Source organism: Allotamlana fucoidanivorans (assembly GCF_006265225.1).
In the GTDB taxonomy this organism is placed as follows: Bacteria; Bacteroidota; Bacteroidia; order Flavobacteriales; family Flavobacteriaceae; genus Allotamlana; species Allotamlana fucoidanivorans.
The window spans coordinates 16,611-31,134 of sequence record NZ_VDCS01000005.1 but is presented as its reverse complement, the minus strand read 5'-3'; the positions used below and the strand labels follow the sequence as shown (position 1 = coordinate 31,134).

Here is a 14,524-nt window from a genome sequence, read left to right as displayed (position 1 = left end):
TATATCTTTGTGACTTAATCAAAACTTATATTTTCTCTTCTCACTTTAAGTTTTGATAAGTATATCGCTTATCAAATAGTATTAATTTAAAATATACTATTTAATGGAAAAGCGTAGATTAAGTTTCATGGAAATCTGGAATATGAGTTTCGGATTCCTTGGAATTCAAATGGGATTTGCCCTTCAAAATGCCAATGCTAGTAGAATTCTTCAAATATTTGGGGCTGATGTGCATCATCTGTCTTGGTTTTGGATTATAGCGCCTTTAATGGGTTTAATTGTGCAACCTGTTATTGGGCATTACAGTGATAATACTTGGGGCAGGTTTGGAAGAAGAAAACCCTACTTTTTAGTTGGAGCCATTTTGGCTTCAATTGGGTTGGTTTTAATGCCACAAGCCGATATTTTTATTGCGTTCTTACCGGCCTTATGGGTTGGTGCAGGCATGCTTATGATTATGGATGCATCTTTTAATATTGCTATGGAGCCTTTTAGGGCGCTTGTTGGTGATAATTTAAGAACTGATCAAAGAACCTTAGGTTTTAGTGTGCAAACGGCTCTTATTGGTTTTGGTGCCGTAATAGGTTCGTGGTTGCCTTATGCTCTAGCAAATTGGTTTGGTGTTTCCAATGAAACCTCTCAAGGCGTTGTACCAACTAATTTAATCCTATCCTTCATTATAGGAGCCATAATTTTGGTTATTTCAATTTTAGTAACGGTCTTAACTACAAAAGAGTATTCTCCTGAAGAATTAGCTAGTTTTGAAGATCAATCAAATGAAAATGACGAAGTACAGCAAACGGAAGAACAATCTAGTTTATTAGATATTTTTGAAGACTTCAAGAAAATGCCAGTAACTATGCGCCAACTCAGTTGGGTGCAGTTCTTTTCTTGGTTTGGTCTTTTTGGGTTGTGGGTATTTGCAACACCCGCTATTGCACAACATGTTTATGGCTTGCCACATACAGATAGTAGTAGTGCTGATTATCAAAATGCAGGTGATTGGGTGGGAATCCTTTTTGGGGTGTATAACTTGATATCCGCATTTTATGCCTTTGCACTACCCTATATAGCAAAAAAAGTAGGAAGAAAAAAAACACACTCTATATCGTTAATCATAGGAGGTTTAGGAATGCTTTCTATATACATTATGCCAGATAAAAATTGGCTAATACTTTCTATGGTTGGGGTAGGAATGGCTTGGGCTAGTATTTTAGCTATGCCCTACGCTATTTTGGCAGGATCAATTTCACCAAAAAAAATGGGTGTTTATATGGGGATCTTTAATTTTTTCATTGTGATTCCGCAAATAGTAAATGCATTAATTGGTGGTCCGTTAGTAAAATATGCATACAGTAATCACGCCATTTTTGCTCTTGTAATGAGTGGTGTAAGTTTTTTAATAGCAGCGTCTTTGGTGTTTAAAGTGAAAGACGTTGATGATGTCGTTTAATATAAATAAGAAAAATGAGTACAATAGGAGTAATTTTTGATTTGGATGGTGTGATAGTAGATACGGCAAAGTATCACTTTTTAGCATGGAAAGATTTGGCAGATGAATTAGGTTTTGAGTTTACTGAGGCTCATAATGAATTGCTTAAAGGCGTTAGTAGAGTAAGGTCTTTGGAGATTTTACTAGACATTGGCAATGTAAAACTATCTGAAGAAAAAAAGCAGGAATATCTTATCAGTAAAAATGAGGTGTATCTTGGTTATATTACTAAAATGGGGCCAGACGAAATACTTCCTGGAGCAGAAGATTTGCTTAATAACTTAGATGCGCTTGAGGTAAAATACGTTCTGGGATCTGCAAGTAAAAATGCTCCTTTAATTTTAAAACAGGTAGGATTGTTAGATCGTTTTGCAGCCATTGTTGATGGTAACAGCGTATCTAAAGCCAAACCAGACCCTGAAGTTTTTTTAATAGGCGCTGAAAAATTAGGGCTTCCTCCTGAAAAATGTATCGTTTTTGAAGATGCCATTGCAGGGGTTGAAGCGGCTAAAGCAGCCCATATGGTTTCTATAGGTATTGGTGATCAAGAAACACTAAGCCATGCAAACTTTAACTTTAACAACTTAACTGAAATACCAGAAGATTTCTTTGCTCAGTTTATTTCAGAATAAAATAGAAAATAATGAATTTAGATTATATAAAACCAAACAATTGGTCAATCATTGAAGAAGGATTTGAGCCAAGTCATGTAGAAGCTTCTGAGAGTATTTTCAGTATTGGTAATGGTGCCATGGGGCAACGTGCCAATTTTGAAGAACAATACTCTGGGGCAACATTTCAAGGAAGTTACATCGCTGGGGTGTATTATCCAGATAAAACACGCGTAGGTTGGTGGAAAAATGGTTATCCAGAATATTTTGCTAAAGTACTTAATGCACCAAGTTGGATAGGTATAAACGTAATTGTTAATGGGGAATCCTTAGATTTGAATACCTGTAAATCGGTTGATGATTTCAGAAGAGAACTCAATATGAAAGAAGGTTGGTTATCTAGAACTTTCAGAGCCACCCTTCCTAATGATATTGAAGTAGAAGTAAAATCGGTTCGCTTTTTAAGTTTAGATTTAGATGAGGTTGGTGCTATTCGCTACCAAGTAACTCCTTTAAATGTTGATGCCGAAATTACCTTTCAACCATATTTAGATTCAGGCATCATGAATGAAGATTCTAATTGGGATGATAAATTTTGGGATACAACTAAAATAAGTGAAACCAATCAACAGGCTTTTATTGAAGCCAAAACCATGAAAACAGGTTTTCACACTTGCGCGTTTATGACATCGCAATTGTTGGTTAATGGCATTTCAAAAGATTTTGAGCCTGAGACCAAAATTGAAGACCTTAAAATTACCTATAGTTATACCGCTCAAATTAAGCAGAATGAAACCTTTACCATTCATAAATTTGGTGGCTATACTGTAGACAGATATTACGATAAATCAAAATTAGTTGATACCGCTAAAGAGGTGCTTCAGAAAGCTACGGCTAAAGGGTTTGAGAAAATGTTAGCAGATCAAGCGCAAGCATGGGCTGGAATTTGGGACATGGCAGATATTGTTATTGAAGGCGATGTAAAAGCGCAACAAGGTATTCGTTTTAATATCTTTCATTTAAATCAAACCTATTTAGGTAAAGATGCCAGATTAAATATTGGTCCAAAAGGATTTACAGGAGAAAAATATGGCGGAAGCACTTATTGGGATACCGAAGCCTATTGCATACCTTTCTATATGGCCACAAAAGATCAGCAGGTGGCTAGAACACTTTTAGAGTACCGTTATCACCATTTAGATAAAGCTATTGAGAATGCAGGTAAATTAGGGTTTACCAATGGAGCTGCTTTATATCCTATGGTTACCATGAATGGTGAAGAGTGTCACAATGAATGGGAAATTACCTTTGAGGAAATCCATAGAAATGGCGCCATAGCATTTGCTATTTATAACTACCACAGATATACGGGAGATTATAGTTACATCCCTGAAAAAGGACTGGAAGTACTTATAGGTATTGCGCGTTTTTGGCACCAAAGAGCTACGTTTTCTACCGATAAGGATAAGTATGTTATTCTTGGTGTAACAGGGCCTAATGAATATGAAAATAATGTAAACAACAACTGGTATACCAATTATTTGGCAAAATGGTGTATTGAATATGCTTTAGAAAATATCGCAAAAGTAAAAACCAATTATTTTACCGATTACGACAGAATCAACGCAAAAGTAAACCTTTCTGAATCTGAATTAGAAGCGTGGAAAGCAGTTGCCCAAAACATGTATTTTCCATACTCAGAAAAGCATGGCGTATACTTACAACAAGATGGGTTTTTAGATAAAGAATTAATCACTGTGGCCGATTTACCTAAAAGTGAACGACCTATCAATCAGAAGTGGTCTTGGGATAGAATTTTACGTTCACCCTACATTAAACAGGCAGATACTTTACAAGGGTTTTACTTCTTTGAAGATGATTTTACAACAGAAGCACTTGAAAGACATTTTGATTTTTACGAACCATTTACGGTACATGAAAGTTCATTGTCACCTTGTGTACATAGTATTCAGGCGGCAAAGTTGGGTAGAATGGATCAGGCCTATACCTTTTACTTACGCACTTCTAGATTGGATCTTGACGATTATAATCATGAAGTTCATGAAGGCTTACACATTACGTCTATGGCAGGCACTTGGATGAGTATTGTTGAAGGCTTTGGAGGCATGCGTGTTAAGGATGATTTATTAGCCTTTGCACCTAAAATTCCAAAGCAATGGCAGGGGTATTCTTTTAAAGTAAACTTCAGAAATCATGTTTTAAAGGTAAATGTTACTCAGAGCAACACAAGTTTTCAAGTTGTAAAAGGCGAAGCACTAGATATTTTAGTGAATGGTAAGTTGACTAAATTGGAGTATACACCTTTAACTGTTGAACACTAAGACTAAAATCAAAGCATTTTCAAGTCTAAAAAACCTTATTAAGATTAATAGAAAATAAAAGGAATCATGAAATATGAAACAAATACGTTATTGTTAAAACGACATCCTATATGTGTTATTCTAACCTTATTTCTTTTTAGTATGACTGTAAATTCACAAATTAATCGTGTTGAACCAGCTTACTGGTGGATTGGTTTTAAAGATACCTCACTTCAGTTACTAGTGCATCATCCAGATATTTCATTGGCTACGCCAGTTATAAACCATGAGGGTGTTACTATTGAAAACATTCATAAAGCTGATAGCCCCAATTATATGTTTATCGATTTAAATATTCATGCATCTACCAAACCCGGGTTCTTTGATATTGTTTTTAATCAAAAAGGAAAAGAAACACTCACTTACAAGTATGAACTCAAACAAAGAGAACGCTTGGCTGAAGCGTATCAGGGCTTTGATAGCAGTGATGCCATTTATTTGATAACACCAGATCGATTTGCCAATGGTAATCCTGAAAACGATATTGTAGAGACTTTGCTTGAAAAAACCATTGATAGATCTGATGATTATGCGCGTCATGGGGGTGATATTCAAGGAATTATTAATCATCTTGATTATATTGATGATTTGGGTTTTACGGCCATTTGGTCTAGTCCGTTGTTAACAAATAATATGGCATCAGGGTCATATCATGGTTACGCCATTACAGATTATTATGAAATTGATCCGCGTTACGGAACATTTCAAGACTATAAGTTGCTATCAGATCAAATGGCTAAACGTGGGATGAAATTAATCATTGATCAGGTGGCCAACCATTGCGGTTTAGAGCATTGGTGGATGAAAGATTTGCCGTTTAAAGATTGGGTAAATTATCAGAAAAATTACGAAAAAAACAAGGATAACTGGAATTCAGAAATAACAAAGCGCTCTAATCATAAAAGAACAACCAATCAAGATCCGTATGCGGCAAGTTCAGATAAAGACGGTATGGTAAAAGGGTGGTTTGTTGAAACCATGCCAGATTTGAATCAGCGTAATCCGTTTATGGCCAAATATATTATTCAAAATAGCATTTGGTGGATAGAAGCATGTAACCTTGGAGGCATTCGTCAAGATACCTATCCGTATCCAGATAAGGAATTTATGAGTGTTTGGGCAGGAACCATTATGAATGAGTATCCAAACTTTAGCATTGTAGGTGAAGAATGGAGTTACAACCCGCTTATCATAGGGTATTGGCAAAGAGGTGCTAAAAACCATGATGGGTATGAGTCTAATTTAAGATCTCCAATGGATTTTGCCATGCAGGCCACTGTAGTTAGCGGTCTTAATGAAGCTGATAACTGGAATGAAGGTTTAATTAAAATATATGAAGGTTTAGCCAATGACTTCCATTATACGAGCGCCCAAGATTTGATGGTTTTTCCAGATAATCATGATATGAGTCGCATTTATACACAACTCAAAGGTGATGTAGCAAACACAAAAATGGCCGTAAGCTATTTGTTAGTCATACCAAGAATACCTCAAATTTATTATGGAACAGAGATATTGATGGATGACTTCAAAAATCCTGGAGATCATGGTTTGGTAAGAACAGATTTTCCAGGAGGATGGGATGGTGATACTGTTAATGCCTTTACCGGCGAAGGCTTAACTGAAACACAAAAAGGCATGCAATATTTTCTAAAACAAATACTGAATTATAGAAAAAACAGTAAAGCCATTCATAATGGGAAAACTGTTCATTTTTCACCTGAAAATGGTGTTTATGTGCTGTTTAGAGTTTTTGAAGACGAAATAGTTATGCATATCATTAACAAAAATGAAGCTCCTGTTTCTTTAGAGTTAAAACGTTTTAAAGAAATGAACGTATCGGGTAAAACCTTTAAAAATATAATAACTTCAGAAGAATTGGTGTGGAAAGATGTTTTAGAACTTACTCAAAAAGGAAGCGTGATTTTAACAACAAAATTGAATTAATAAAATAGATTTAAAACCATGTATAGATGGTGTGTTTTAGTATGTAGTGCTCTGTTTTTATGGTCGTGTTTTGGCAAAAAAAACGATAAAGACAATCCTATACTTGGTGATGAACTTGTAACTTTTATTGTTAAGGGCTTGCCTGAAAGTCATGATTTTAACAATGATTTGTTTATTTCAGGCAATTTTGAAGGTTGGTCAGGTGGGCGCAATCTATTTAAACTTAAAAAATTACGGAATCAGTATCAAATTACAGTACCAAAATACAAGGAACACATTAGTTTTAAGTTCACCAAAGGCGATTGGAATTCAGTAGAATGCGCGTCAGATGGTAATCCCATAGAAAATAGGGTTTATTCCTTTAATAAATTAAATGATACTGTAAATATCCATATAGTGAATTGGCAGGATTCGGGACATGTTAATTCTTCTACAGCGGCTGCAAATGTCACTGTGTTTGCTGAAAATTATAACATACCTCAATTAAAAAGAACGCGAAAAATTACTGTGTATTTACCTCCAAATTATGAAAGTTCAACCAATTACTACCCTGTGTTATATCTGCAAGACGGACAAAATGTTTTTGATATAAAAACATCTTATAGTGGGGAATGGGAAGTTGACGAAACCCTTAATAAATTATATGAAAAATTGGGTTTTGGTTTAATTGTGGTGGCTGTCGATCATGGAAATGATAAAAGACTGAGTGAGTATGCCCCTTGGGATGCAGAACGTCATGGAAAAGGTGAGGCTAAAGGCTATTTAGATTTTTTAGTAAATACACTTAAGTCAGAAATAGATCATACATTTCGAACAAAATCAAATCCTGAAAACACCGCTATTATAGGAGCTTCAATGGGTGGTTTGTTTGCACATTATGCAGCGTTTGAAAGACCCGGTGTGTTTGGTAAATCGGCTGTGTTTTCACCCTCGTTTTGGTATTTTAATCAGGTTTATGATTTTACAACCAAACGAGCTCATGCAGCTAACAAGTCTAAGGTGTATCTTTTAGGGGGTGGTAAAGAGTCTAGTGATATGGAGACCCATGTCACTAAAATGTATACGCTTTTAATTAACCAAGGTTTTAACAGGCAAAATCTAAAAATGAAAATAACTCCTGAAGGCACTCATAGTGAATCGTTTTGGAAAAATGAATTTGAAACAGCTATTAAATGGTTGTTCAATATGCCAGAAACCACCATGACATTTAAGCCGTATAGGGGCATTAATGTATCAAATGGGAGTTTAATGCGATTAGAGGGGTATACCTCAAAGTATATAGTGTCAAGACCTGTTGATGTTTGGCTTCCTGAAAACTATTCCGAAGATAAAAAATATGCGGTATTATATATGCATGATGGACAAATGCTTTTTGACCCCGCCAGTACTTGGAACAAACAAGCATGGAAAGTAGATAAGGTGGCTACAAAACTGTTGAATAAAGGGGTTGTAAAAGATTTTATTATAGTAGGCATCCATAATATAAAAAACTTGCGTTGGCAGGATTTATTTCCTCAGAAAGTCTTTAAAAACTTAAGCCCAGATATTCAAAAAAAGGCCTTGGCATTAAAAGCTGATCCCAACTCTGATAAAGCTTTACATGGTGATAACTATTTACGATTTATAGTTCAAGAACTCAAGCCACTTGTTGATGAACAATTTTCAACCTACACCAATCTTGAAAATACATTTGTAGCTGGATCAAGTATGGGTGGTTTAATGTCTATGTATGCTATCTGTGAGTATCCAAATGTATTTGGTGCGGCGGCATGTCTCTCAACGCATTGGCCTGGAGTAGTACCAGTTTCAGATACGTTTTCAACCGTGCCTCATGCCATTCTTAATTATATGGAAACGCATTTGCCCAATCCCAAAACCCATCGTCTGTATTTCGATTATGGCACAGAAACCCTTGATAAGCATTATCTGCAGTATGCTTTACAGGTTGAAAATATTTTAAAACCAAACGGCTATACCAAACCGCAATATGAAAATTTTAAGTTCCAGGGTGCAGATCATACAGAGAGCGCTTGGAACAAACGTTTACATATTCCATTAACATATTTATTAAAAAAGTAGATGAAATTAAGATTAGTTGTATTAGCCCTGTTTGTCTGTGTTTTTGGGTTTACTCAAAATGAAAATCGGGTATTTAAAAGCGCAAAGGTAAATCAAAATGAGGTTTTAGAGATTACTGTGAGTGATGGTACTTATTATGTTCAGTTTTACACACCAAAAATTGTAGAAACCACTTTTGTACCACTTTCAGAAACAAAAATTAAAAGCTCACATGCTGTTGTTATGAATCCTGAAAGGGTAAAGGTTGCCTTAGAGGAGTTTGAAAATAAACTTAGCTTTTCTTCAAAAGGCATACATGTTGCTATTCAAAAAGCACCCTTTCAAATCTCGTACCAGTATGAGGGAAAACCACTGCTTTCTGAAGAAGAAGGCTATGTGAAGACAGATGAGTTTGAAACCTTAGCCTTTAATTTGACAGACGATGAAGTATTGTATGGTGGCGGTGCCCGTGCCTTAGGTATGAATCGCCGAGGGTATCGCTTGCAGCTTTATAACCGCGCACACTATGGTTATGAAGATCACAGTGAACTCATGAATTTTACTTTACCCATTGTAATGTCTTCAAAACGATATATGGTTCATTTTGATAATGCGCCTATTGGATATTTAGATTTAGATAGTCATGACAACAATACCTTGACTTATGAAACCATTTCAGGAAGAAAGACCTACCAAATCATAGCGGGAGATTCCTGGTATGATATTACCAGTAGTTATACCAATCTTACAGGAAAACAACCCATGCTACCACGATGGGCTTTGGGGAATTTTTCTAGTCGATTTGGATATCATTCTCAAAAGGAAACAGAAATGACAATCCATAAGTTTAGAAAAGAAAAGATTCCCGTGGATGCTATTATTTTAGACTTGTATTGGTTTGGAAAAGATGTGCAAGGAACTATGGGAAATCTTGAAGTCTATAAAGATTCATTTCCTGATTTTGTTGGCATGGTAAGAAAGTTGAAACGAAACAATGTAAAAACCGTGGTTATTACAGAGCCTTTTGTTTTAACAACTTCTAAGCGATGGGATGATGCCGTGGCTAAAGAAGTTTTGGCAAAAGATTCGTTAGGGAATCCATACACCTATGACTTCTTTTTCGGGAATACGGGATTGATTGATATTTATAAACCCGAAGGCGAAAAATGGTTTTGGAATATTTATCGTGATGCTATCATTAGTAAAGGTGTAGAGGGTATTTGGGGTGATTTAGGAGAACCTGAGGTTCATCCGTCAGATTTACTTCATGCTACAGGAACGGCTGATGAGGTGCATAATATTTATGGAAGCGATTGGGCACGCCTAGTATTAGAAGGGTATCAAAGAGATTTCCCTGAAAAGCGTCCGTTTATACTCATGCGCGCTGGGTATTCTGGAGCACAGCGTTACGGTCTTGTGCCTTGGTCTGGTGATGTTAATAGAACTTGGGGAGGTTTACAAAGTCAACCAGAAATCGCTCTACAAATGAGTATGCAGGGCTTAGCCTATATGCATTCAGATTTGGGTGGATTTGCAGGCGCTAATCTAGATGATGAATTGTATACACGTTGGTTACAGTATGGTGTTTTTCAGCCTATATACAGACCACATGCTCAGGAAGAAGTGGCTAGTGAGCCTGTGTTTAGAAGTAACAGTGCTAAGGCTCTGGCTAAAGAAGCTATTGAATTACGGTATAAACTTTTGCCGTATAATTATAACTTGGTTTATGAAAATAACCAGTTTGGAAAACCACTCATGCGTCCGTTGTTTTTTGAAGAGCCTGATAATAAAGAACTTCAAGACTACTCAGAAACCTATTTGTGGGGACATGATTTTTTAGTGGCACCAATTTTAAAGCCAGGTCAGCAAGCGCAAAATGTTTATTTTCCTAAAAATAATACATGGTTTGATTTTTATACCAATACATTGTATAGCGGTGGACAAACCAAATCTATAGCAGTTCAAACAAGAAGCATTCCCACTTTTGTGCGAGCAGGCGCTTTTATTCCTATGGCATTACCAATGCAGAGTACAGAATCATATAATGCAAATACATTACAACTGCATTATTATCATGCCGATTCCGTTAAGAATAGCTCGAGAGCTTATTATAATGACGATGGAACAACACCTAATGCCTTTAAAAAAGGATTGTATGAAATAGTAACATATAAGGCAGCTTATTCAGGTGAGTTTTTAGAGTTTACATGGCATGCTGAAATCGGAAACGCTGAAAAAGCAAGTAAAAAGAAGTTAGAGTTTGTTGTGCATAATATTCAAAACGAACCAAAAGGCGTTTTTGTTGAAGGAGAAAAAAAGCGCTTTAAATGGAACGCCTCATCAAAAAGTTTGACGATGACATTGGTTTGGAAAACAAATGAAATAAAAGATATTCAAATAAAACTGTGAAAATGAAATTAGTAAAAATTATATTCGTAGTACTATTTAGCTGTTTCTTTGCTTGTAAGGAAACTAAAAATGAGTTGAACGTTAATACGAATTTAACAATGAAAGATGTTAAGAAAAAGGAAGTAGTCTATCAGGTTTTTACAAGATTATTCGGGAATACCAATACCACCAATAAACCTTGGGGCACTATTGAAGAAAATGGCGTTGGAAAGTTTAATGATTTTTCAATGAAAGCCTTAAAGGAAATTAAGAATTTAGGGGTTACTCATATTTGGTATACAGGTGTGCCACACCATGGGGTTATTAGAGATTATACTGCATATGGTATTTCAAATGATGATCCAGAGGTAGTAAAAGGAAGAGCTGGTTCACCTTATGCCGTAAAAGATTATTATAACGTAAATCCGGATTTAGCTGAGAATGTTGAAAACCGATTAGAAGAATTTCAAAGCTTAATAGAGCGTTCTCATAAAGCTGGTTTAAAGGTTATTATTGATATTGTGCCAAATCATGTGGCCAGAAATTATGCGAGTATTACGAAACCTAAAGGTGTAAAAGATTTTGGAGAAGATGATGATACTAGTGTGACTTATCATGTAGATAATAATTTTTACTACAATCCGGGCGAATCGTTTCAGTTGCCAGATTGGCACGATAACAATAAGCCCTTAGGTGGCGAAAAGCACCCTTTGATTGATGGTATATTTGAAGAGACGCCAGCTAAATGGACAGGCAATGGCTCGAGAGCCTCAAAACCAGATGTGAATGATTGGTACGAAACTATAAAAGTAAATTACGGGGTGTCTCCAGAAGGTCATAAAGATTTTGATACCTTACCAGAGGACTTTGATACTAAAGATTATAAAGCGCATTTTGAGTTTTGGAAAAATAAAAAAGTGCCGAATTCATGGATTAAATTTAGAGATATAGCACTGTATTGGGTTGCTAAGGGTGTTGATGGCTTTAGGTATGATATGGCTGAAATGGTACCTGTTGAATTTTGGAGTTTCATGAACTCGGCTATAAAAATGAAAAATCCAGAAGCCTTTTTACTGGCTGAAGTTTATAACCCGTGGTTATATAGAGACTATATAAGAAAAGGGAAAATGGATTATTTGTATGATAAAGTACAGCTTTATGATACGTTAAAACATGTCATGCAAGGTCATGGTAAAACCACTAATATTCCTCCAATTCTGAATGAGCTTGCTGATATTGAACATCATATGCTTCATTTTTTAGAAAATCATGACGAACAGCGTATTGCTAGTCCTGATTTTGCCGGTAATGCAGATAAAGGGAAACCAGCTATGGTGGTTTCTGCAACGTCTTCAACAGCGCCAACTATGATATATTTTGGTCAAGAAGTTGGTGAAGATGCTTCTGAAAATGCAGGGTTTGGTTCAGCAACCAGAACATCTATTTTTGATTATGTAGGTGTGCCAGCACATCAACGTTGGGTCAATGATAAAAAGTTTGATGGCGGTCAACTTACCAAAGAAGAAAAAGCGTTAAGAGATTTTTATAAACGATTACTAAACTTTACTATACATAGTGAAGCTTTGATGGGCAACTATGCCGATATTCAATTGTTTAATGAGCACTACACTGAGTGGTATAATGACAAAGTATTGTCTTTTGTGAGGTGGAGCGAAGATGAAAAATTAATTATTATTTCAAATTTTGACACTCATGATACATTCGGATTTGAATTAGGCTTACCAGAGGAAATTGTACAGGAGTGGCAGTTGACAGATGGTAAATATGTTCTAAAAGACCAACTTTATAAAACGTACACATCAACGTTAAAAGTTACAGGGAATCAGGCACGTGTTCGTATAGATATTAAACCGCTTGAGTCATTTATTCTTAAGCTGAGCAAATAATATGAAACGAGCTAAAATCTTCTTAGTATTATTAGGTGTTTTTATGCTTTTTAGCTGTCAACACAAGGCGCCTAAGCCAAAAATACAGCCTTTTATTTGGGAAGGCGCAAATGTCTATTTTTTATTAACCGATCGCTTTAATAATGGAGATGCGTCTAATGATGTGAACTTTAATAGAACGGACTCCACGGCTGTTTTGCGAGGTTTTGAAGGAGGCGATCTAAAAGGGGTCATTCAAAAAATAAAAGAGGGTTATTTTTCAGATTTAGGAATCAATGCTATTTGGATGACGCCTTTAGTAGAACAAATTCAAGGCGGAACAGATGAAGGCACAGGGTTAAGTTATGGGTTTCATGGCTACTGGGCAAGTGATTGGACAAGCCTTGATCCTAATTTTGGAACCAAAGAAGATTTACATGAATTGATTGATGTGGCTCATCAGCAAGGTATCAGGGTATTACTTGATGCAGTTATAAACCATACAGGACCCGTTACAGATCAAGATTCGGTGTGGCCTAATGAATGGGTACGCACCGAACCTACCTGTAATTATGAAACGTACGAAAGTACAGTAACCTGTACTTTGGTAGAAAACCTTCCAGATATTAGAACCGAAAGTAATGAAGCTGTAAACTTACCGCCGCAATTATTAGAAAAATGGAAAAAGGAAGGTAGATATGAGGAAGAACTAGAAGAGCTAGATGCTTTTTTTAAAAGGACGGGATACCCAAAGGCGCCAAGATTTTATATAATGAAATGGCTGTCTGATTATATTGTAGAGTTTGGCATTGATGGGTATAGGGTAGATACCGTTAAGCACACAGAAGATTATGTTTGGCAGGAGTTTAAAAAAGTATGTGATGCGGCGTTTGCAACATTCAAAAACAATCATCCAGAGGGTGTGCTAGATGATAATGAGTTTTTTCTTGTTGGCGAGGTTTACAACTATAACTTAAGTGATAAAAAAGCCTTTAATAATGGAGGTAAACGCATCAATTACTACGATAATGCCTTTAACAGCCTGATTAATTTTGAATTGAAATGGAAGGCGGCACAAGAAACAACGGCACATGTGTTTCAAAATTATTCAGATGTGTTACATGGCGACTTAAAAGGGTATACGGTGTTAAATTATTTAAGTTCTCATGACGATGGTTCCCCTTATGACGCTAAAAGAGAGAAACCTTATGAGTCCGCTATAAAACTATTGTTATGTCCAGGAATGTCGCAAGTTTACTACGGAGATGAGTCGGCAAGAGTGTTAGACGTTGAAGGTGCAAAAGGTGATGCAAAACTGCGTTCCTTCATGAATTGGGAGGCTATAAAGCAAGACGCTGAAACCAAACAAATACTGCAGCACTGGCAAAAACTGGGTAAGTTTAGAGCCAATCATCCAGCGGTTGGAGCAGGTATTCATAATGAATTAAGTAAGGATCCGTTTATTTTTTCAAGACAATTTTCAAAAGATAACTATAATGATTTAGTCTTGATTGGTTTAGGAATGGCTAAAGGTGAAAAGGAAGTTAATATTTCAGATGTGTTTAAACAGGGTGATGTGTTACGCGATGCCTATTCTGGAGTTGAGGTTACTGTTGATGATGACAAAATACGTTTAAATACACCATTTAACCTGATACTTTTAGAGCGTATTTAGTTTTTTGGTCTTTGAAAAAATTAAAAGAGAAAGGATTTTTCGATGAGGAAAGTCCTTTTTTTTTATGTAACAAATGCCATGTTAAG

General features: G+C 36.0%; 8 protein-coding genes. All 8 read left to right on the top strand.

Features of this window, described 5'->3' with window-relative positions:
- The first annotated feature begins 103 nt into the window (after positions 1-103).
- On the top strand, positions 104-1,453 hold the full coding sequence (locus FGF67_RS05735; RefSeq protein WP_139695626.1) for an MFS transporter: 1,350 nt from the start codon (positions 104-106) through the stop codon (positions 1,451-1,453).
- A 14-nt stretch (positions 1,454-1,467) separates the two neighbouring features.
- The gene (gene pgmB, locus FGF67_RS05730; protein ID WP_139695624.1) at positions 1,468-2,124 is read left to right on the top strand and encodes a beta-phosphoglucomutase; all 657 of its coding nucleotides are present in this window, start codon (positions 1,468-1,470) and stop codon (positions 2,122-2,124) included.
- Between the two features lie 11 nt (positions 2,125-2,135).
- Positions 2,136-4,445 carry a glycoside hydrolase family 65 protein gene (locus FGF67_RS05725; protein ID WP_139695622.1) on the top strand — a complete coding sequence of 770 codons (2,310 nt, stop codon included), beginning with the start codon at positions 2,136-2,138 and terminating at the stop codon, positions 4,443-4,445.
- A 141-nt stretch (positions 4,446-4,586) separates the two neighbouring features.
- Positions 4,587-6,431, top strand: a complete 1,845-nt coding sequence (locus FGF67_RS05720; protein WP_233244022.1) for a glycoside hydrolase family 13 protein — start codon at positions 4,587-4,589, stop codon at positions 6,429-6,431.
- An 18-nt stretch (positions 6,432-6,449) separates the two neighbouring features.
- Positions 6,450-8,510 carry an alpha/beta hydrolase gene (locus FGF67_RS05715; protein WP_139695617.1) on the top strand — a complete coding sequence of 687 codons (2,061 nt, stop codon included), beginning with the start codon at positions 6,450-6,452 and terminating at the stop codon, positions 8,508-8,510.
- Positions 8,511-10,898 carry a glycoside hydrolase family 31 protein gene (locus FGF67_RS05710; RefSeq protein WP_139695615.1) on the top strand — a complete coding sequence of 796 codons (2,388 nt, stop codon included), beginning with the start codon at positions 8,511-8,513 and terminating at the stop codon, positions 10,896-10,898. It abuts the gene before it with no gap.
- Positions 10,899-10,900: 2 nt separating this feature from the next.
- Positions 10,901-12,784 (top strand): alpha-amylase family glycosyl hydrolase, encoded by a 1,884-nt coding sequence (locus FGF67_RS05705; protein ID WP_139695613.1) that lies wholly within the window; start codon positions 10,901-10,903, stop codon positions 12,782-12,784.
- A 1-nt stretch (position 12,785) separates the two neighbouring features.
- The gene (locus FGF67_RS05700) at positions 12,786-14,438 is read left to right on the top strand and encodes an alpha-amylase family glycosyl hydrolase (RefSeq protein WP_139695611.1); all 1,653 of its coding nucleotides are present in this window, start codon (positions 12,786-12,788) and stop codon (positions 14,436-14,438) included.
- Positions 14,439-14,524 lie beyond the last annotated feature (86 nt).